General features: G+C 69.4%; 14 protein-coding genes. 8 read left to right on the plus strand and 6 right to left on the minus strand.

The features are described 5' to 3' along the window. Positions 1 to 71: 71 nt before the first annotated feature. The 4 genes from LHU95_RS13035 (at position 72) to LHU95_RS13050 (ending at position 2,715) form a co-directional block, all read left to right on the plus strand. On the plus strand, positions 72 to 845 hold the full coding sequence (locus LHU95_RS13035; protein ID WP_248707394.1) for a class I SAM-dependent methyltransferase: 774 nt from the start codon (positions 72 to 74) through the stop codon (positions 843 to 845). Then, on the plus strand, positions 842 to 1,795 hold the full coding sequence (locus LHU95_RS13040; RefSeq protein WP_248707395.1) for a glycosyltransferase family 2 protein: 954 nt from the start codon (positions 842 to 844) through the stop codon (positions 1,793 to 1,795). Before LHU95_RS13035 ends, LHU95_RS13040 begins: the two co-directional genes overlap by 4 nt. After that, positions 1,792 to 2,133, plus strand: a complete 342-nt coding sequence (locus LHU95_RS13045) for an SMR family transporter (protein WP_248707396.1) — start codon at positions 1,792 to 1,794, stop codon at positions 2,131 to 2,133. Before LHU95_RS13040 ends, LHU95_RS13045 begins: the two co-directional genes overlap by 4 nt. Before the next feature lie 63 nt (positions 2,134 to 2,196). Then, complete coding sequence (locus tag LHU95_RS13050; protein ID WP_248707397.1) at positions 2,197 to 2,715, plus strand: GNAT family N-acetyltransferase; 519 nt, start codon at positions 2,197 to 2,199, stop codon at positions 2,713 to 2,715. A 5-nt stretch (positions 2,716 to 2,720) separates the two neighbouring features. Here the strand turns inward: LHU95_RS13050 and radC are convergent, their stop codons facing one another. Genes radC through LHU95_RS13070 form a run of 4 tightly spaced genes read right to left on the minus strand, consistent with a single transcriptional unit; the run spans position 2,721 to position 12,092 of the window. Beyond that, positions 2,721 to 3,524 (minus strand): DNA repair protein RadC, encoded by an 804-nt coding sequence (gene radC / locus LHU95_RS13055; protein WP_248707398.1) that lies wholly within the window; start codon positions 3,522 to 3,524, stop codon positions 2,721 to 2,723. Positions 3,525 to 3,579: 55 nt separating this feature from the next. Then, positions 3,580 to 5,829 carry a molybdopterin cofactor-binding domain-containing protein gene (locus tag LHU95_RS13060; protein ID WP_248707399.1) on the minus strand — a complete coding sequence of 750 codons (2,250 nt, stop codon included), beginning with the start codon at positions 5,827 to 5,829 and terminating at the stop codon, positions 3,580 to 3,582. Positions 5,830 to 5,880: 51 nt separating this feature from the next. Further along, positions 5,881 to 7,968 carry a methyl-accepting chemotaxis protein gene (locus LHU95_RS13065; RefSeq protein WP_248707400.1) on the minus strand — a complete coding sequence of 696 codons (2,088 nt, stop codon included), beginning with the start codon at positions 7,966 to 7,968 and terminating at the stop codon, positions 5,881 to 5,883. A gap of 59 nt (positions 7,969 to 8,027) precedes the next feature. Beyond that, positions 8,028 to 12,092, minus strand: a complete 4,065-nt coding sequence (locus tag LHU95_RS13070) for a hypothetical protein (protein ID WP_248707401.1) — start codon at positions 12,090 to 12,092, stop codon at positions 8,028 to 8,030. Positions 12,093 to 12,115: 23 nt separating this feature from the next. Between LHU95_RS13070 and LHU95_RS13075 the strand changes: the two genes are divergently transcribed. Continuing rightward, the gene (locus LHU95_RS13075) at positions 12,116 to 15,046 is read left to right on the plus strand and encodes a bifunctional [glutamine synthetase] adenylyltransferase/[glutamine synthetase]-adenylyl-L-tyrosine phosphorylase (RefSeq protein ID WP_248707402.1); all 2,931 of its coding nucleotides are present in this window, start codon (positions 12,116 to 12,118) and stop codon (positions 15,044 to 15,046) included. Positions 15,047 to 15,101: 55 nt separating this feature from the next. Then, the gene (locus LHU95_RS13080) at positions 15,102 to 16,553 is read left to right on the plus strand and encodes a M81 family metallopeptidase (RefSeq protein WP_248707403.1); all 1,452 of its coding nucleotides are present in this window, start codon (positions 15,102 to 15,104) and stop codon (positions 16,551 to 16,553) included. A 12-nt stretch (positions 16,554 to 16,565) separates the two neighbouring features. Here the strand turns inward: LHU95_RS13080 and LHU95_RS13085 are convergent, their stop codons facing one another. Then, positions 16,566 to 17,627 carry a patatin-like phospholipase family protein gene (locus LHU95_RS13085; RefSeq protein WP_248707404.1) on the minus strand — a complete coding sequence of 354 codons (1,062 nt, stop codon included), beginning with the start codon at positions 17,625 to 17,627 and terminating at the stop codon, positions 16,566 to 16,568. Then, positions 17,627 to 18,421, minus strand: a complete 795-nt coding sequence (locus LHU95_RS13090) for a 3-hydroxybutyrate dehydrogenase (protein ID WP_248707405.1) — start codon at positions 18,419 to 18,421, stop codon at positions 17,627 to 17,629. Before LHU95_RS13090 ends, LHU95_RS13085 begins: the two co-directional genes overlap by 1 nt. Positions 18,422 to 18,585: 164 nt before the next feature. Between LHU95_RS13090 and LHU95_RS13095 the strand changes: the two genes are divergently transcribed. Continuing rightward, a complete protein-coding gene (locus LHU95_RS13095; RefSeq protein ID WP_248707406.1) occupies positions 18,586 to 18,789 on the plus strand; it encodes a hypothetical protein in 204 nt (67 codons plus the stop codon). 66 nt (positions 18,790 to 18,855) lie between these two features. Continuing rightward, positions 18,856 to 19,629: a class II aldolase/adducin family protein gene (locus tag LHU95_RS13100; RefSeq protein WP_248707407.1), complete on the plus strand. Its 774-nt coding sequence runs from the start codon at positions 18,856 to 18,858 to the stop codon at positions 19,627 to 19,629. The last annotated feature ends 26 nt before the right edge of the window (positions 19,630 to 19,655 follow it).

Below are 19,655 nucleotides of genomic sequence, written 5' to 3' on the forward strand. Positions count from 1 at the left end.
GCCGCCGGTGCCGCAACCGGGTTTTCCGCGCATCTGCCATCCCTCCGCCATGTTCCGGGCTTGCAACCGCCATGGCGCGCCGTCAGAACCGCAGCATGGACGCAGCGGAATACGCCCTGATGGACGCGGTCGAGGACCGGATGTGGTGGTATCGCGCCATGCACGGCCACGCCCTGCGCGCGCTGGCCCATTTGCCCGAGGATGCGCGCATCCTCGATGCGGGCTGCGGCACGGGCGGCTTCCTGGCGAGGCTCCGCGCTGCGCATCCGCAGGCGAGGCTGTTCGGCCTGGAATACGCGCAGGAAGCGGCGGCCCGCGCCGCCAGCAAGGCCGGCACCCATGTCGCCGCCGGCACGGTGAACGCCCTGCCCTTCCCCAGCGCCTATTTCGATGCCGTGGTGAGCCTGGATGTCCTCTGCCATGGCGGCGTCGAAGAGGCAGCCGCCCTGGCCGAATTCCGCCGCGTCCTGCGGCCGGGCGGCCTGCTGGTGCTGAATCTGCCGGGCCATGAATGGCTGCGTTCGGCGCATGACCGGCGGGTGCACAATGCCCGCCGCTATGACCGCACCCGCGCGGCGACGCTGCTGGCCGGGGCCGGGTTCGAGAGCCCCGCCTCGCGCCACTGGAATTCCCTGCTGCTGCCGCTCATGATCGTCCAGCGCAAGCTGCGCAAAAGCGATGAGGGCGCGGCCTCGGATGTGGCGCCCTTTCCGCCCTGGCTGGATGCCAGCCTCTATTCCGTCTGCCAGTTGGAGGCGGCGCTGCTGGGCGCCGGGCTTCGCTTTCCGGCAGGCGGCTCCCTCCTCGCCACCGCAACCCGCCCTTCGGATCCCGCATCGCCATGACCGAACACCCCATTGGCCTGAGCATCATCGTCCCCGTCTATCGCGGGGCGAGCACCATCGGGCGCCTGGTGGAGGCTGTCTCCCTGCTCAAGCCCGCCGGCGGAATCGAGATCATCCTCGTCAATGACGGCAGCCCGGATGACAGCGGCGATGTCTGCCGGCGCCTGGCGGAGACAGCGACCGTGCCGCTCACCTATATCGAGCACGCGCGGAATTTCGGCGAGCATAATGCGGTGATGACAGGGCTGCGCCATGCCCGCGGCGCCTATGTCATCAACATGGATGATGATCTGCAAAACCCGCCGGAGGAGGTGATCCGCCTCTATGACCACGCAAGGCTCGGCGGTTGGGACGTGGTCTATACGCGCTACGCCAAGAAGGAGCATGAGGGCTGGCGCAACCTGGGCAGCCGCTTTGCCAACAAGGTGGCGGACAGCCTGCTGGACAAGCCACAGGGGCTCTACCTTTCCTCCTTCCGCTGCATGAGTGCGATGGTGGTGCAGGAAATCACCCGCTATTCCGGCCCCTACCCTTATATTGACGGCCTGATCATGCAGGTGACGCAGCGCATCTCCTCGATCGAGGTCGCGCATTACGCACGCGCCGATGGCGTCTCCAACTACAACATGCGCCGCCTCGTGCGGCTGTGGCTGAACCTCGCCACCAATTTCTCGGTGCTGCCGCTGCGCCTGGCGATCTTCGCCGGTGTGGGCATGGGGGTGCTGGGCTTTGTCCTCGCCATCGTGGTGATCATCGAGGCGGTCTTCTTCAACACGCCCTCCGGCTGGGCCTCCACCATGATGCTGATGCTGCTGATCGCCGGGGTGCAATTCACGATCCTGGGCGTCATGGGCGAATATCTCGGCCGCGCCTTTCTCTCGGCCAATGGCAAGCCGCAGGGTGTCGTGCGCGAAGTGCTGCGCCCGCGCGAAAAGGTGCTGGGCGAATGACGCTGTATTGGGGCGCGCTGATCGCCGCCATCACCTCCTCGCTGATCGGCCAGGTGCTGCTCAAGATGGGGGCCGAGGCGGTGCAGGGCGTCAGCTTCATCAGCCAGATGCTGCGCTGGCAGACCATGCTTGGGCTTTGCTTCTACGGCAGCGGGGCGATGCTCTACATCGCGGCTCTGCGCCGCATCCCGATGAGCGTAGCCCTGCCCTGCACGGCGGCAAGCTATGTGGTGATCGCTGCCATCGGCTGGTATTTCTTCGGCGAGACGCTGGGTACCCAGAAGATCGCCGCCATCGCCCTGATCGCGGCCGGCGTGGTGCTGCTGGCCGCTGCCTGAACGCGACAAGCCGGCGATTGATCCCGCTTCCCGCCCATGGGGGGCGGCGTTATGCGCCGTTGCATGCTCATCCGTGACGCCCGCGATTCCGACCTGCCCGCCATCACCGCCATATACGCCCATTGGGTCACGCATGGGCGCGCCAGCTTCGAGCTGGACCCGCCCGACCTTGCGGAGATGACGCGCCGGCGCGCCACGGTGCAGGCGGGTGGCTATCCGTATCTGGTGGCCGAACACGCGGGCCAGGTGCTGGGCTATGCCTATGCCAGCCTCTACCGCGCGCGGCCTGCCTATCGCTTCACGGTGGAGAACAGCGTCTATGTCCGGCCGGGCGAGGCACGCCAGGGTGCCGGGCGGGCGCTGCTGGATGAACTCGTCACGCGCTGCACGGCCAGCGGCTTCCGGCTGATGATCGCCGTCATCGGCGACAGCGCCAACACAGCCTCCATCCGCCTGCACGGCGCGGCCGGCTTCCAGCACGCGGGGCTGCTGCCCGGCACCGGCTGGAAGCATGGCCAATGGGTGGACACCGTGCTGATGACGCGTGAGCTGGGCGCCGGGCGCGGCACGCCGCCAGGCTGAACGGGCTACAGCAGCCCCTCGCGCCGGAAGCTCGTGTGCGTGCCGTTGCCGAGGATCAGGTGGTCATGCAGCACGATGTCGAGCACGCCGGCCGCGGCCTTCACCTGCTGCGTCATCTCGATATCCGAGCGGCTCGGCGTCGGATCGCCCGAGGGGTGGTTGTGCACCAGGATGAGGGCTGTGGCATGCAGCTCGATGGCGCGCTTCACCACCTCCCGCGGGTAAACCGGCGTGTGGTTCACGGTACCGCGCGCCTGGGCTTCATCGGCAATCAGGCGGTTCCGGCTGTCCAGGAACAACACGCGGAATTGCTCCACCTTCTCGCGCGCGAGGCGGGCGGTCAGGTAGTCCAGCAGCCGGTCCCAATTGTTCAGCACGGGCTGTTCGGCCACCTCGGCCTGCATCATGCGAAGGGCCGCGGCCTGCACCAGCTTCAGCGCGGCGACGCTGTGCGGCCCGAGGCCCCGCGTGGCGAGCAGAGTGTCATTCGGCGCCGCCATGAGCCCCGCGAAACTGCCATACTGGTTGATCAGGGATTTCGCGAGCGGCTTGGTGTCGCCGGTCTTGAAGGCGAAGAACAGCAGCATCTCCAGCACTTCGTAGTCGGCAAGCGCATCCGGGCCGCGATCCAGCAGCTTGTCCCGCATGCGGCCGCGATGGCCGTGCGGGCCGGTGGAAGCAAAGGGCGCTGGATGGCCGCCCCGGGTGAAGGGTTGCGGCGCTTCGGCGAAGCCGCGCGCCGGGGGGCGGAGGGGCGCTTCCGCCTGCACGGCGGCGCGGCGGCCGAACCATTCACGAAGCCAAGCCACGCGCATTCCTTAACCGAATTGCTACCCAAGGTAGCAATTCGGAAAAGAAATTCAATCAATTACCTGTGGCAAGCACCCGCCACACCGCCTCGGGCGTTGCCGGCATCGCCACGTCAGCCCCCACCGCATCGCGGATCGCCGCCATGATGGCCTGGGGGGCGGCGATGCAGCCGGCCTGGCCTGTGCCCTTCACGCCCAGCCCATTGGCGAGCGTCGGCTGATCCTCGCGCAGTTCCACCCGCAGATCCGGCAGATCGGCCGCGCGTGGCATGGCGTAATCCATGAAGCCGGCGGAGAGGAGTTGCGCCGTCTCCGGATCATAGGCGATGCGCTCCATCAGCGCCTGGCCGATGCCCTGCGCCACGCCGCCCATCACCTGGCCGCGCGCCAGCATGGGGTTGAGCAGGCGGCCGTAGTCATCCACCGCCGTGTAGCGCAGCAGCCGGATCTCACCCGTCTCGGGGTCCAGCTCGATCTCGGCCGCGTGGGCGCCATTGGGGAAGGTGACGAGATCCACGCTATGGGCGACTTCACCCTCCAGCGTGCCTTCCTCGGTGGCGATTTCGGCCAGCGTCAGGCCGCGTCCATCGGGAAGGCCGAAGCGGCCGGCCGCATAGTGCAGCGCATCCGGCATGCATTGCAGCAGCCGCGCCGCGACCGAACGCCCATGCGCCAGCAACACGCCCGCCGCCTGGCGCATCGCCTCACCGCCCATATGCAGGCTGCGGGCGCCGCCATGCCCGTTGCCACGCTCGATGCGCGCGGTATCGGCCTGGACATAGCGGATATCGGTGATCGGGATATCCAGCAGATGGGCGATGTATTGCGGAAAGCTCGTCTCATGCCCCTGCCCGTTGGACTGGGTGCCGATGGCAAGTTCCACCAGCCCATCGCTGGAGGCGCGCAGCCGCGCCCATTCGCCCGGCGCACCGCGCGCCGTTTCCAGGAAGCAGGTCAGGCCGAAACCGCGCCGCTTGCCGCGCGCCGCGCTCTCCGCCCGCCGGGCGGCAAATCCGGCGCGATCCGCCAGAACGGCGCATTCATCGAGGCGGGCGGCAAAATCGCCATCACGAATTTGCTGGCCCAGCGCCGTCCGATGCGGATAGGCGCGCACCATGTTCAGCGCCCGCAGCGCCTGCGGGTCACGGCCCGTTTCATGCGCCGCCGCCTCGATCATCATCTCCACGATGAAATTCGCCTCGGGCTTGCCGGCGCCGCGATAGGCCTCCATCGGCGCGGTGTTGCTGAAGGCGCCGCGTGCGGTGAAATGGATGGCCGGGATGTCGTAGCAGCCGCTCAATGCCGTGGCCGGCGTGTGGCTCGCGCAATAGGGTCCGTTGGAGGAGAGATAGGCTCCCATCTCCGAAACCGCATCCACCTCCAGCGCCAGGATGAGCCCTTCGGCGTCCAGCGCCAGCCGCGCCGTCGCATCCATGCCGCGACCATGGGCGGAGGCCGCGAAATCCTCGGCCATTTCCGCCACCCAGCGGATGGGCCGGCGCAGCAGGCGGGCGGCATGCAGCAGCACCACATGCTCGCCAAAGGCCACGTTCTTCACGCCAAACCCGCCGCCCACATCGGGTGCGAGCAGATGCAGCGCCTCGGGCGGGAGGCCCATGGCCGCGCAGATCTGCCCGCGGATGGCGTGCATGTTCTGCCCGTTGAGATGCAGCGTCAGCTGGCCATCCTCCAGCAGCGCCAGCGCCGCGCGCGGCTCGATCGGCGCGCAGGTCACGCGCTGGTTGGGGATGTGTCGCGTGGTGACATGCGCCGCCGCCTGCATGGCTGCCGCAACGGCCGCCGCATCGCCACGGCGCCAGACGAAAGCGAGGTTGCCCGGCACCTCGGCATGGAGCTGCGGCGCGCCTTGGGCCAAGGCGGCGCCAGTCGTGCTGACCGCGTCGAGCGGGGTGTAATCCACCTCGATCAGCTCGGCTGCATCCTCGGCCGCTTCGCGGGTTTCGGCGATGATGCAGGCTACAGCCTCCCCCACATGCCGCACGCGGCCCTGCGCCAGCGCGGGGCGTGGCGGGATGAGCAGCGGACGCTCCGCCTCCAGGATGGGAAGGCAGGGCAGGCTGCCAATGCCACCCGCGCGAAGATCGGCCCCCGTCAGGATCAGCTGCACGCCGGGCACGGCCCGCGCCGCATCCAGCATGATCCCGCCCAACGCGGCATGGGCATGCGGGCTGCGCAGGAAATAGGCCTGCAGCGTGCCCTCCGGCGCGGCCTGGTCGCTCATGTAGCGCCCCTGCCCACGCAGGAAGCGATCATCCTCTAATCGCCGGATGGATTGACCGAACATGCGTGCCTCCCGAAAGCCCCGGGCGGTTTTACGATGAAATGTCGCGCCGCGTCAGGCCGCCCGCATTTCCCCCAGCATGACCGAGAGCTCCGCACGCAGCGCCTCGCCCTCGCCGGCCACGGTATCCGTGCTGCCGGTGAGCTGCGCCACGGCGCGCTGGGCCGCCGCCACACCCTCCCCCACGGCCTGGATCTGCGTCGAGACGGCATCCGTTCCGGCCGCCGCCTCGGCCACATTGCGGGCGATTTCACGCGTGGCGGCCCCCTGCTGCTCCACGGCGGCGGCGATGGCGCCCGCCACCTCATTGATCTCGGCCACCACGGCGCCGATGCCCTGGATGGAGCGCACCGCGGCCCCCGCCGCCGCCTGGATCGCGCTGATCTGCGCGCCGATATCGCCCGTCGCGCGGCCGGTCTGCGCGGCCAGGCTCTTGACCTCGCTTGCCACCACCGCGAAGCCCTTGCCAGCCTCGCCCGCGCGCGCCGCCTCGATGGTGGCGTTGAGTGCGAGGAGATTGGTCTGCCCGGCGATATCGCTGATCAGCCGCACCACTTCGCCAATCCTTTCGGCTGCGCTCGTCAACTCGCGCATGGTCTCATCGGTGCGCTGGGTCTCGTCCAGGGCGCGGCCCGCCACCTGGGCCGCCTGGGCCACCTGGCGGGTGATTTCGCCGACCGAGGCTGCAAGCTCCTCGGCGGCCGCGGCGACCGTCTGCACATTGCCGCTGGCCTGGCCGGCACTGGCGGAAACCTCGCCCGATTGCAGCGCCGTCTGATCGGCGCTTTCGCGCAGGGCATGGGCGGCCCCGCGCAATGCGCCGACCTGCTCGCCCAGCCGTTCCGCCACGCCGCCGATCGAGCCTTCGATCCGCTGTGCCAAAGCGAGTCGCGCGGCACGGCGCTCGCCCTCGGTCGCGAGGCGCTGGGCCTCCGCCGCGCGCTCCAGCGCCTCGGCGCGGGCAGCCTCCAGCCGCATCGCTTCCAGCCCCTGGGCCAGCTTGGCGAACTCGTCGCCTCCCTCGGTGCCCGGCACTTCCGTCGCATAGTCACGCGCCTTCAGCCGTGCCGTGGCCGCATCAAGCCGGGCCAAAGGCCGCAGCACGCGGCGCAGCAGCAGCCAACCCGAGAGAAGCAGCCCCAGCACCGCCGCGATAACGACCGCGAGTGCCACGCCGGCGCGCCACTCGGCCGCCCACACCAGCCCCGCCAGACGTTCCTCGGTGACCAGCGTGGCGGCGTCGCGCACCGCCAGCAGGCCGCCGATCAGGGGTGTGGTGCGCTCGATGAAGGCCGGGCCGCTCATGCGATGGGGCCCGGCTTCGGCCTGGGCATGGGCGAGGTTGCGGAATTCCTCGAAATAGCGCTGCCGCGCCACGTTGATCGCGGCCACCAGCCGAGGTTCCACCCGGACCGTGGGGTCCGCCTCGATCAGGCGCCAGGCGATATCCACCGCACCGCGTGAGGCTTGCACCGTGGCGCGTTCCTCCGGCGTCAGCGCGCGATTGCCGGAGATGACATTGGCCACCGTGCTGCGCTCCCGCCCCGCGGCGTCACGCGCCAGCCAGGAGCCCTGCTTGAGGGTGTTGACCCGCGCCACCATGGGATCAATCGCCCCGCCCTGTTGCAGCAGCGTGGCCCAGATGCCCTGTTGCAGTTCGACGAAGCCGGACATCTCGCGGAAGAAGCCGCCCCGGGCGAATTCGGCCTGGCGTTCCGCCATGGGGCGGGCCAGCTCCGCATCGGCCCGGCTGCGCAGGCTGGCCAGGCGCGTGAGGCCCTGCTCCAGCTCGCGCAGCATGCGCGCCACGTCGCTGCCCTGGCTGCGCTGCATGGCGCCGCGCACCTCCGCCAGCTTGGCATCGAGCTGCTGGCGATGCCGCCCGATCGCGGCCTGGTTGTCAGCCGAGACGGCGGACGCGGCGCCGAGCGCCGCATTCGTGATGGCCCGCTCCAGCAGGAGTTCGAACAACCCCTCATTCAGCCGATTGCCGGCATGGTCCATGCGCAGCGCCTGGGCGGCGGCGCCCCACTCCACCCAGGCGGCGCGAAGCGACAGGCCAGCAGGCACGATGGCGAGGCCCGCAAGCAGCAGGCACCCCCCCAGGATCGGGGCGCGCACGGAGCGCAGAATGGACGACATGCCACACCTCAAAGGGTTCAGAATGTCCGGACCATCCACCGCCGGGCGTGAAAAATCCGCTAACGCCCCGGCCGCGTCGCTTCCGCCAGTCCGAACATGCCGCGCAGGAAGCCGGGCGTGACCATGGCCAGCGGGTTGACCGTCACTTCCGCGTCATCGGGGGGGCCTTGCGCGCGGAAGGTGGCCGCGAAAACGCCGCCGCCGGCTTCGGGGCTGAAAAGGCGGCCGACCAGCGGCAAATTCCCCAGCAGCGTGTTGAAGAAATAGGCCGGCACGATGGTGCCATCGAGGTCCAGGATCACGCGCTCCCGCAGCACCCGCCCACGCGCCGTCAGCCCGAGCGAGGCAGAGAATGCCCGCGCGTCGTTCAGCCGCAGCTCGGTCGCTGAGAGGCTGAAGGGCACCACGGCGCGGCTGAACACCAGGCCCGATCCGCCCTGCACCGCCTCCACCAGCCCAAACAGCGTCATCGCCTGGAGCAGCTTGCCGAGGGCCGGGGCATTGCGGACGGTAAAGCTCTCGAGCTCCGCGGTGCCGGTCAGCGGCACGCCGGGGCGGGATTCGGCGTATTCCGCATTCACCTGCATCCGCCCGCCATCAATGGTGCCGATCAGCCCCATGGCCCGCAGCAAGGCGCCGCCATCCTCGGCGGTGCCGCGCAATTGCCGCGCCTCGCCGCGCGGCGTCATGGTGAGTTCAAAGGCGCCGGCCTGGCGGCTGGTGCGGCCGCGCACCATGGCCTCGCGCAGTACGCCGGCCGTATCCAGCCGGCCGCGCGCCTGGGCGGAAAACACGTCCCGCCCTGGGGCGAGCATCACCTGGTCAAAGCGCAAATCCAGCGAGAGCGGCGTCTGGGTGGTTGGCTCGGCAGCGGGGGCGGGCTCGCGCTCGCGTGCGGCCCCGCCCGCGACATGCCCGGCCGGGCCAAAGATGGAGCGCAGATCCAGCACCGGCCCGCGCAGGGTGATCGCCCAGGGGCCGCCCGGCGTCGTGGGGGCCCGCGCATCGCCAACGAGGCGGCTCCCGCCAAAGCCGGTCTCCTGCAATTCGACGCGCTCGATCCGCCCGGCGCGCGCAACGGCACGCGCCCGCAGGGCCAATTCCAGCGCCTCGATGCGAATGCCCTCGATGCTGGTGATCTGGTCGCCTTGCAGCCGCAGCACGGCCTCGGCCCGGCCGGGGCTGCCGGCGGGCTTGGTCCAGCCCAGCGGCGTGAAGCTCAGCACCGAATCCCGCAGATCGCCCCGCAGATTGACCACATATTGGCCGTTGCGCCGCCGCTCGGTCCGCGCCTCCAGCGCCACCGGGCCGCTCAGCAGCCCGCCGGTGTCAAAGCCCAGTTCGGCGATGCGCCTCGCATCCGCCCGTGCTGTCAGCACCTCCCGCGTGACGATCTGGCTGGCCGGGCCAGGGCGGAAATCAGCCTCGACCGCGACGCGGACGGGCACCGTGTTCAGCACCGCCGCGCCATTGAGGCGCAGCTGGTCATTCTCGATCGTCATCTCGAAATTCGCATCTTCGAGATCGCGGTTGAACAGCACCCGCGTAAGGCGCGCGTTGCTGACCCGGGCCTCGGCACTCAGCCGGACCATTTCGGGCGGCAGCGCCTCGATCAGCGGAAAGGCGATATTGATCCGGCCCACCTGCGTGCCGGAGGCCACCTGGACGGGAAAGGGACGGCGCTCGAACAGCTTGAGGCGCGGGTGGCGCAGCAGGGCCACCGTCTCGGTCAGCGGCCCGGCCATGTTGATGGACATCTCGGTATTGGGCAGGGCATCGGGCGGCAGCAGGAAACGCAGGGTGGAGCCACGCAACTCCAGGCCGCCCGGCTGGCCCGCGCCATTGTCCTGGCGGCCCGCCGTGGTCTGCACGGTGATTTCCGTCAGGGTAAAATTGGCGCGGCCGGCCACACCGCGCATCGGCGGGATGGGGCGCAGCCAATGCAGCACGCCTTGCTGCAGCTCCGCCTCGCCCGAGACTTCGGTCACCTGCGCGGCGGCGAGACCTGCCGCGCTTTCGGCCCGCAGGCGCCAGCGGCCGTTGCTGACCTCACCCGCGGGGATGTTCTCGACGATCCAGGAGCGGGCGCCATGCGCCACCGCCCTCGGCCAAAGAATGGGCAGGTCAGCGAAGGAGAGCCGGTCCAGCTCCAGGTCCAGCGCGCCGCTCCAGCGCCCCGCATCCAGCCCCGCGGCGCCCGAGGCACTGACGGTGCTGGCCGGGCGGTCGGGGACGCCCAGGCGCAGGTTGAGCGAGTCCAGCACCAACTGCGTGGCGTTGGCGCTGCCCCGGATTTCTCCGCTCTGGAGCTCGATGCCCGCCCCTTCCGGTGTCACCACCCGGGTCGCTGCCAGGTTGACGGAGAGGTTGCCGCCAAGCGGCCGCCAGTCGCCAAAGGCCGCATCCGTGGCGAAGTCCAGGCTGGCATTGCCCGCATGCAGCATCCCGCGCGGCAGGCTGCGGCGGACGGCGTCACGCGCATCCATCGCCACACCCTCGGGCCAGAGGCGCGGAATATCGGTCAGGTCCAGATGCTCAAGGCCGATGGTCAGGCTGCCGGTCCAGCCCTCGCCCTCGCGCGTCAGCCGGCCATCGGCCAGCAGCAGCGTGCCTTCCTTGGCCCTGCCCGGGTCCGGCTTGAGGCGCAGGCTGAGCCCGTCGAGCGCGAGGCGCGCCGGACTGGCATTGATCTGGAATTCGGCGCGGTCCACCGCCAGGGCCTGGCCATCCGGCGTGACGAGCTGCGCATCGGCCAGAATGGCCATCAGGCTGCCACTCAGCGGTCGCCAGGTGTTGAAGGCGGCATCGGCGGCGAGGCCGAGGCGCAGGGTGGCTTCGGCCAGCGTGCCATTGGGCAGGGCCAGCCGGGCCGCTTCCCGCGCCTCGGGGGCCAGGCCCTCGGGCCACAGGCGTGGCAGGTCGGCGAGGTCCAGCCGGGCCACGGCGGCATTCACGCCGCCCTCCCACCCCGCCTGACCGCGCGTCAGGTCGCCATCGGCTGTCAGCACCATGCCCTCGGTGCCGGCCAGTTGCAGCACGGCTTCCTCGAGCACGATCCTGGACCGATCGCCCAGAAGCCGCGCCGAGAGCCGCGTGAAGGGCAGCCGCGAATCACCCGCCAGCCGCAGATCGCCGCCCTGCTCGGCCTGCAGGGTCAGGCCAAAGCCGGTGGGGCGCCCGGACGCGTCGAACTCGCCCGAGGCCTGGATCGCCACGGGGGCGTCGAGCATGCGAAGCGGGGCCAGGGGCGGCAGGATCTCCGCCACATCGCCGGGGCGCAGCACGGGCAGGTCCATTCGCAGGGAGAAGCGCAGCGGCGAGCCCCGGATGCGGCCCAGCAGATGCACCGGGATATCCACGCCGGCCACCCGCAGCGTCGCCTCGCCATCGCCCTCCACGCCGCCATGGGCCAGGCGGCGCAACTCCATCTGCGGGTCCTGCAGCGCCCAATCCCGGCCGAGTGCCGCATCGCGGATCGTCACATGCCCGCCCGTCACGCGAATGCGGCGGAGCGAGGTGTGCGTGGCGCGCTCCTCGGGCGGGGCCATGAGATCGGCCAGCATCTCGCCGGTGTCATCCGGGGCGTCGGTGGCGGGGGTATCGCCCGCCGGGCTGGCCTGAGCAGTGGCGCTGCCGCCGATATCCAGCGCCAGCGCGCCCTCGGTATCGCGCAGCAGCGTCAGGGTCGGCCCGTTCAGCTCGATGGTGGCGGGCGCCAGCACACCCCGCAGCAGCGGGCCGAGTGCCAGCGTCATGCTGGCATCGGGCAGGCTGGCGCGCAGATGCCCGGCACGGTCATGCAAGGTCACGCCGGAGAGGCGAATATCCAGCGGCGCGCCATCGCCATGCCAACCCTCCCACGCGATGGCCGCGCGGCGAATGGCCAGCCGCGCCTCGCCATCCGGGCGGTTCACCGCGGCTTCGATGCGGCGCGCCAGGAAGCTGGTCTCTACCTCTCCCTTGGAGAGCCGCCAGGCGAAGACGCCCACGGCCAGCCCGAGCAGCATCGGCATGGCCACCACGAGGCCGAGGCCCAGCCGCAGCAGCAGGTGCCATGGCCGCAGCTTCCGGGGATGCGGCGCGCGCCGGGCCGGCAATGGGATGGGGGCTTGACCCTGGCTCATCCAGGCGGCTCCCCTGCCGGATGATGAACCCGAAACCCCTGCATGATCCGGCCGCGATTCTCCGGCTGCGCAGCCGCCTTGCCGAAGGCGATGCCGCCCAGCAGGCCCTGGCCACGCGGGAAGATGCGGCCCCCCTGCTCGATGTGATGGCCGCCCACAGCCCCTATCTGGCCGATCTCTGCTGGGCCGAAGCGCCGAGCCTGTTGCGCCTGCTCGACCGTGGCGCGGAGGATGCCATGCAATGCGCGCTGGATCCCCTCACCAAGGCGGACCCGGCCTCCCCGCGCGATGCGGTGATGAGCCTGCTGCGCCGGGCCAAGCGCCAGGGTGCCCTGGTGGCGGCGGCGGCCGACCTCGGCAGCCTCTGGCCGCTGGACCGCGTGACCGGCGCGCTGAGTGACCTGGCGGACCTCACCATCGACTTCGCCTGCGCCCATCTGCTGCTGGATGCCGCGCGGCGCGGCCAGATCAAGCTGGCCCGCACCAAGGGCGAGCCGAAGCAGATCACGAAGGGCTCGGGCCTCATCGTGCTGGGCATGGGGAAGCTCGGCGGACGCGAGCTGAACTACTCCTCGGATATTGACCTCTTGCTGCTGCATGACCCTGACGGGTCTTCCTATCACGAAGAATTCGGCGCGGCTCCCTACATCCGGATCGCGCGGGACCTGGTGCGCCTGATGGAGGAACGCACGAGCGAGGGCTACGTCTTCCGCACCGATCTGCGCCTGCGCCCGGACCCGGCGGCAACCCCGCTTTGCGTGAGCGTTCCCATGGCCCTCTCCTACTACGAAAGCCTGGGCCAGAACTGGGAGCGCGCGGCCATGATCAAGGCGCGCCCCGTGGCCGGCGACCGCGCGGCGGGCGAGGCTTTCCTGCGCGAATTGCGCCCCTTCATCTGGCGGCGTCACCTGGATTTCGCGGCCGTGGCCGATATCCATTCCATCAAGCGGCAAATCCATCTGCACAAGGCCGAACGCGGCGCGGGGGGCGAGATTGCCGTGGCGGGGCATGACGTCAAGCTTGGCCGTGGCGGCATCCGCGAAATCGAGTTCACCGTCCAGGTGCTGCAACTCATCTGGGGTGGGCGGGACCCGGCGCTGCGGGACCCGACGACGCTGGGCGCCCTCTCCCTCCTTGCATCCGCCGGCAAGATGGACCGGCGCGCCGCGGCCGACCTCGCTGATGCCTATGTGTTTTTGCGCAACACCGAGCACCGGCTGCAAATGGTGAATGACCGCCAGACGCACCGCCTGCCGGAGGAGCCCGATGAGCTTGCCCGCATCGCGAGCTTCATGGGCTATCCAGATACCGCCAGCTTCGCCGAAGCGCTGACCACGTTTCAGCGCCGCGTCCAGGGGCATTACAGCCACCTCTTCGAGGCCGCCCCCCAGCTGACCGCGACCGAGGGTGCCGGGAACCTCGTCTTCACCGGGGTCGAGGATGATCCGGAAACGCTGGAGACGTTGCGCGGCCTGGGCTTTGGCGAGCCGGCCTCGATCGCGGCCATGGTGCGCGGCTGGCATCACGGCCGCCCGCGCGCCACCCGCAGCGAGCGCGCCCGCGAATTGCTGACGGAATTGATGCCCGGCCTGCTCAGGGCCTTTGGCCGCCAGCGCGAGCCGGAGGCCGCCATCACCCGCTTTGACCGGCTGCTGGGCCAGCTCTCGGCCGGCGTGCAGTTCTTTTCGCTGCTGCACCGCAACCCGCGGCTGATGGATCGCCTCGCCGCCATGCTCGGCGCGGCCCCGCAACTGGCCGACCACCTGGCACGGCGGCCGGCCGCGCTGGAGGGGTTGCTCGCCGGCAGCTACGCCGCGCCGGGCGAGAAGCCTCTGGCTGCCCTGCCCGCCCTGCTGCGCGAGGCGCGGGATTTCGAGGAGGCGCTGGAAGCCACCCGCCGCCTCGTCACCGAACGGCTGTTCGAGGTGGATGCGGCGGAGCTGGAGGGCAGGCTGGACGCGGATTCCAGCGGCGAGGCCCGCAGCGCCGTGGCCGAAGCCGCCATCGCCGCCCTGTTGCCCGGGGTGGAGCGCGACTTCGCCCGCCGCTTTGGCCGCGTCTCGGGCGGCAGCCTGGCCGTGCTGGCGCTGGGCAAGCTCGGTGGGCGGGAAATGCTGCCCAATTCCGACCTCGACCTGATCATGATCTATGAGCATGACCCGCAGACGGAAGCCAGCGAAGGCGGGCAGCGGGCGCTGGCACCCTCGGAATACTTCATCCGCCTCTCGCACCAGATCGTCGCGGCACTGACCACGCCCGGGCGCGATGGCCGCGCCTTCGAGGTGGATATGCGGCTGCGCCCCTCGGGCAATAAGGGGCCGGTGGCGGTGCGGCTCTCCGCCTTTGCCCGCTACCACGCCGAGGAGGCCTGGACCTGGGAGCGGATGGCATTGACGCGGGCGCGCGTCATCGCCGGCCCGGCCGGCTTGACGCGCCAGATCGAAGCCGCACTCGATGCCGCCCTGACCGCGGCGCGGGACGCCCCGGCCGTGCTGCGCGATGCCGCCCAGATGCGCGGCCGCATGCTGCGCGAATTGCCGGCCGATGGCCCCTGGGATCTGAAGGCGATGACCGGCGGGCTGGTGGAGGTGGAATTCATCGCCCAGGCGCTGACGGTGGCGCATGCCGCCCGCCACCCCAAGCTGCTGCGCCGCACCACCCGGCTCGTCCTCGGCGAACTCGGCCAGGCCGGGCTGCTTGATGAGCGCGAGGCCGCGACACTGATCCAGGCCGAGCGGCTGTGGCGGGCCATGCTGGGCCTGCTGCGCCTGACGGTCGGCAAGTGGCGCGTACCGGAATTGCCCATCACCGTGGAGGAGGCGCTGCGCCATGGCGTCGGCACGCTGGTGCATGAGGAAATCCTGAGCATGGCGCATCTGCGGGAGGTGATGCAGGCCCATGCCGCAAGCGTGCGCGCCAGCTTCCTGCGGCATATCGGCCCGCTGGGGCCTTGAGACGCGGCGCTGACCTGCGCGAGGCTGCCTTTCACCCAGGAGGGACCAAGTTGCGATGAAGCTTTTCATGGCGGCGCTGCTGACCGAGACCAACACCTTCTCGCCCCTGCCGACCGGGCGCGCGGCCTTCTACGGCAACCGCTTCAGCCGGAACGCCGGCAGCCTGGAGCCGCCCTTCTGGGGCAATATCCCGCTGATCGCCTGGCGGCGCATGGCCCAGGCGGCGGGGATGGAGGTGGTGGAAAGCCTCACTGCCAACGCCCAGCCCGGCGGCACCACGGTGCGTGCCGCCTATGAGGAACTGCGCGAACTGATCCTGAGCGACCTTCGCGCCGCCGGCCCGGTTGAGATCGTGCTGCTCAACCTGCATGGCGCCATGGTGGCCGAGGGCCACGACGATTGCGAAAGCGACCTGGTGCGGCATGTGCGGGAGATTGTCGGCCCCGATGTGGTGATCGGCGTCGAGCTCGACCTGCATTGCCACCTGGATGAGACCCTGCGCGAGAACGCGGATCTTGTGGTGATCTACAAGGAGTACCCGCATGTGGACATGGCGGAACGGGCCGAGGATCTGTTCCGCCTGGCGCTGCGCACGGCGCGGCGGGAGATCCGGCCGGTCATCGCCTACCACCCGCTGCACATGATCAGCATGTGGCATACGCCGGTGGAGCCCATGAAATCCCTCGTCGCCGGAATGCTGGTCGCCGAGGCGCGCGGCGACATCCTCTCCCTCTCCTTCGCGCATGGTTTTCCCTGGGGGGATGTGCCGCATGTCGGGGCGAAGATGGTCGCCATCGCCGATGCTGACGAAGCGCTCGCCGCACGCACGGCGCAGGCCTGGGGCGAGCGCCTCTGGGCGGTGCGCGAGGCGACGCGCAAGCATTTCGACACACCGGACCAGGCGATTGATGCGGCGCTCGCGGCCCCAGGCGGCACCATGGTGGTCGCCGAAACCTCGGACAATGCCGGCGGCGGCGCGCCATCCGATGGCACGGCCATGCTGGCGCGCATGCTGGCGCGCGGCGTGCGCGATGCCGCGATCGGGATCTTCTGGGACCCGATTGCCGTCTCCTTCGTGCATGAAGCCGGCGTGGGCGCCGTCATGCCGCTGCGGCTGGGGGGCAAATGCGGCCTGATGTCGGGCGATCCGCTCGATCTGATGGTGCGGGTGCATGCGGTGGCGCAAAGCCACGTGCAATCCGGCCTCTCAGGCGGGCGCAGCGAGATGGGGCCCTCGGCCTGGATCGAGGCGGAAGGCATCCACATCATCATCGGCAGTGAAAGGCAGCAGGTGTTCCATCCCGATGCCTTCACCGGAATGGGCTGCACGCTGCAGGACAAGCGGCTGGTGGTGGTGAAATCCTCGCAGCATTTCTACGCAGGCTTCGCGCCCATCGCGCGCGAGATCCGCTATTGCGCGGCCGAGGTCGGCATCCTGCGCGATTTCGCCGCCATCCCGTATCGGCGCTTCACCGGGGCGTATTGGCCCAAGGTGGAGAACCCGTGATCCGACAGGCGGCTACAGATAGCGCTGGATATCCAGCGTGCTTTCGCGCCCCACCTTGTCCAGGCTTTCGCGGATGAAGAGATCCGCGGCGTCGCGGCCGTAATCGCGCAATGTCGTCAGGAAATCCCAGTCGCCGTTGAATTTGGTGCTGAGCTTGAAGGCGCGCATGCGCTCCTCATCCTCGATCGCATGCAGGAAGATGCGGCGGTAGCGCGGCTGTTCGAGGCGCCCGGAATCCAGCATGCGCTGCACAAAATCAATGGCGCGCATCTCGCTCATGAGGGAGGCGTTGAAGCTGATCTCGTTCAGCCGGTTCATGATGTCGCTGGTGCTGGTCGGCAATTCGGGGCGCAGCAGGGGGTTCAGCTGCACCAGCACGATGTCCGCGGCCATGCGCTCATGATACAGTGGCCAAAGGGCCGGATTGCCGAGGTAGCCGCCATCCCAATAGGCCTCGCCGTCAATCTCGACCGCCTTGAACACATTGGGCAGGCAGGCGGAAGCGAGCAGCGCATCCACCGTCATCTCGGCCCGGGTGAACACCTTGGGCTTGCCGGTGCGCACATTGGTGGCCGAGATGAACAGCCGGATCGCCGATTTGTCTTCCCGCAACCGCGCAAGGTCGAGGCTTTCATCCAGCGACTTGCGCAGCGGGTTGAACTCCATCGGGAAGGGATTCATCTGATAGGGCGACATCAGCCGCGTCATGGTGTCGAACGCGTTCCACGCCATGCTGTATTTGAGGTCCCAGCCCCATAGCGCCTTCTCCAGCGGCGTGGCCTTGAGGGGCGAGACGGCGAATTTGGCGCCCAGCGAACGCCAGAAGCGGTTCAGCGCATCCTTGGCCCCCATCCGCCCGCCTTCGAGCAGGCCGAGGGCGAGGATGACGCCATTGATGGCACCGGCCGAGGTGCCGGAAAGCCCGTCGAACTCGATCCGGTCATCTTCCAGCAGGCGGTCCAGCGCGCCCCAGGTGAAGGCACCATGCGTGCCGCCGCCCTGCAAAGCGAGGTTGATGCGCCGGGTGGTCTTCTGCGCGATGACGGCGGAGGTGAGAGTGGCGTTGATGTCCATCAGGCGGCGAGCCAGCCGCCGTCAATGGACAGCGCCGCGCCATTGACCCCACCCGAGCCGGGACCGACGAGCCACAGCGCCATGCGCGCCACTTCCTCCACTTCGATCCAGCGCTTGGAGGGCTGCTTGCCCAGCAGATGCTCCTTCAGGGCCACCTCCTCGGAGACGCCGAATTTCTCGGCCAGCGGCTTCACCTGGGCTTCGGCCAGCGGGGTGCGGACAAAGCCGGGGCAGATGGCGTTGCAGGTGACGTTGGCCTGCGCGATTTCCAACGCCACGGATTTCGTCAGCCCCACCACGCCATGCTTGGCCGCCACATAGGCGGTCTTGTAGGGGCTCGCCACCAGGCCATGCGCGCTGGCGACGTTGATGATGCGGCCATGGTCGCGCGCCAGCATGCCCGGCAGGGCGGCGGCGATCGCGTGGAAATTGCTGCTCAGGTTGATCGCGATGATGGCGTCCCACTTCTCGGCCGGGAAATCCTGCACGGGCGAGACGAACTGGATGCCGGCATTGTTCACCAGGATATCGAGCTTGCCGAACTCGGCCTCGGCGGCCGCCACCATGGCGCGCACCTCGGCAGGCTTGGACATGTCGGCCGGGCTGTAGGGCGCTGCGGCCACGCCCATCAGGGCGCCGATCTCGGCCCGCGCGGCCGCGATTTCCTCGGGCTTGCCGAAGCCATTGAGCATCACGCGCGCGCCGGCCTCGGCGTAAATCTTGGCGATGCCCAGGCCGATACCGCTGGTCGAGCCGGTGATTAGGGCAGCCTGCCCCGCCAGAATCCGTTCCATGCGCCTTGCCTCTGCCCTGAATTGTGCACTGCGATACCGCGAAACCCAGGATGGCTCAACCACGCGACAAACGCGACAGAGCGGGCGATCACGCCGCGACACAGCGGCCGCATATTCCCCTCACGACGCCGGGCACCCCGGCTCACCCTCTCGGAGACACTCCCATGCGCCAGATCATCCTCGCCACCGTCACCCTGATCGCCTTCGCGGCCCATGCCGATGCCGCCTCGCGCATCCCCGCCCCGGTGATGACCGGCATCCAGCTCGCCGGCGGGCTGGGCCATGGCGCCCGCCCCGCTCTGCCGCGCGATGCCCAGGCGGCGCAGGCCACCCAGCTTGCCCAGATCGCGGCAGCCAAGGCCGAATAGAAGCCTTGCGCGGGGGCGCATGGCAGGGGTTAATGCTGCTCCGCAACACGCGCTGGAGAAGTCCCCATGTCTGCCGTCCAGGACCCTGCCGCCGCCATTCTGATCGAGCAGCGCCAACAAGCCCGCATTGACATGGCCGCCGCCCATCGCCTGGCCGTGCTGCATGATTTCCATGAAGCGATCGACAATCACTTCACCCTGATGGTGCCCGGCCGCCCTGGCCGCTTCTACCTCAACGCCTATGGGCTGCACTGGTCCGAGGTGACCGCCAGCAACCTCATTGAGGTCGCGTATGACGGCACCGTGCTGGAGGGCTCCGGCCCGGCCGATCGCAGCGCCATCTGCATTCATGCCCCCATCCATGAGATGACCGGCGCGGAGTGCGTGCTGCACACCCACATGCCCTACGTCACCGCCATCTCCCAGCTTGAGGACATGACGATCGAGATGACGGGCCAGAGCGCGCTGCAATTCCATGGCCGGATTGCCTATGACTACGACTATAACGGCTTCGCCATCGAGCATGAGGAAGGGGCGCGCATGGCCGCCCTGATGGACGGCAAGCCCATCCTGATGCTGGCCAATCACGGCGTGATCGTCACCGGCAACTCGGTCGCCCAGGCCTATCACCGGCTCTATTACCTGGAACGCGCCTGCCGGACGCAGATGTTCTCCATGTGGACCAACGCCCGCCGCCGCTTCGTGAAGGAGGAGGTGCTGGAAAAGATGAAGGCCCAGGCCGCCTGGAAGGACCCGACGCTGTCCATGACCGGGCCGGAATATCACTTTGCGGCGTTGAAGCGCGTGCTGGATAAGCAAGACCCCAGCTACGCGGATTGAGGGGGACCCGGTCCCCCTCAAACTCC

Source organism: Sediminicoccus sp. KRV36 (assembly GCF_023243115.1).
In the GTDB taxonomy this organism is placed as follows: Bacteria; Pseudomonadota; Alphaproteobacteria; order Acetobacterales; family Acetobacteraceae; genus Roseococcus.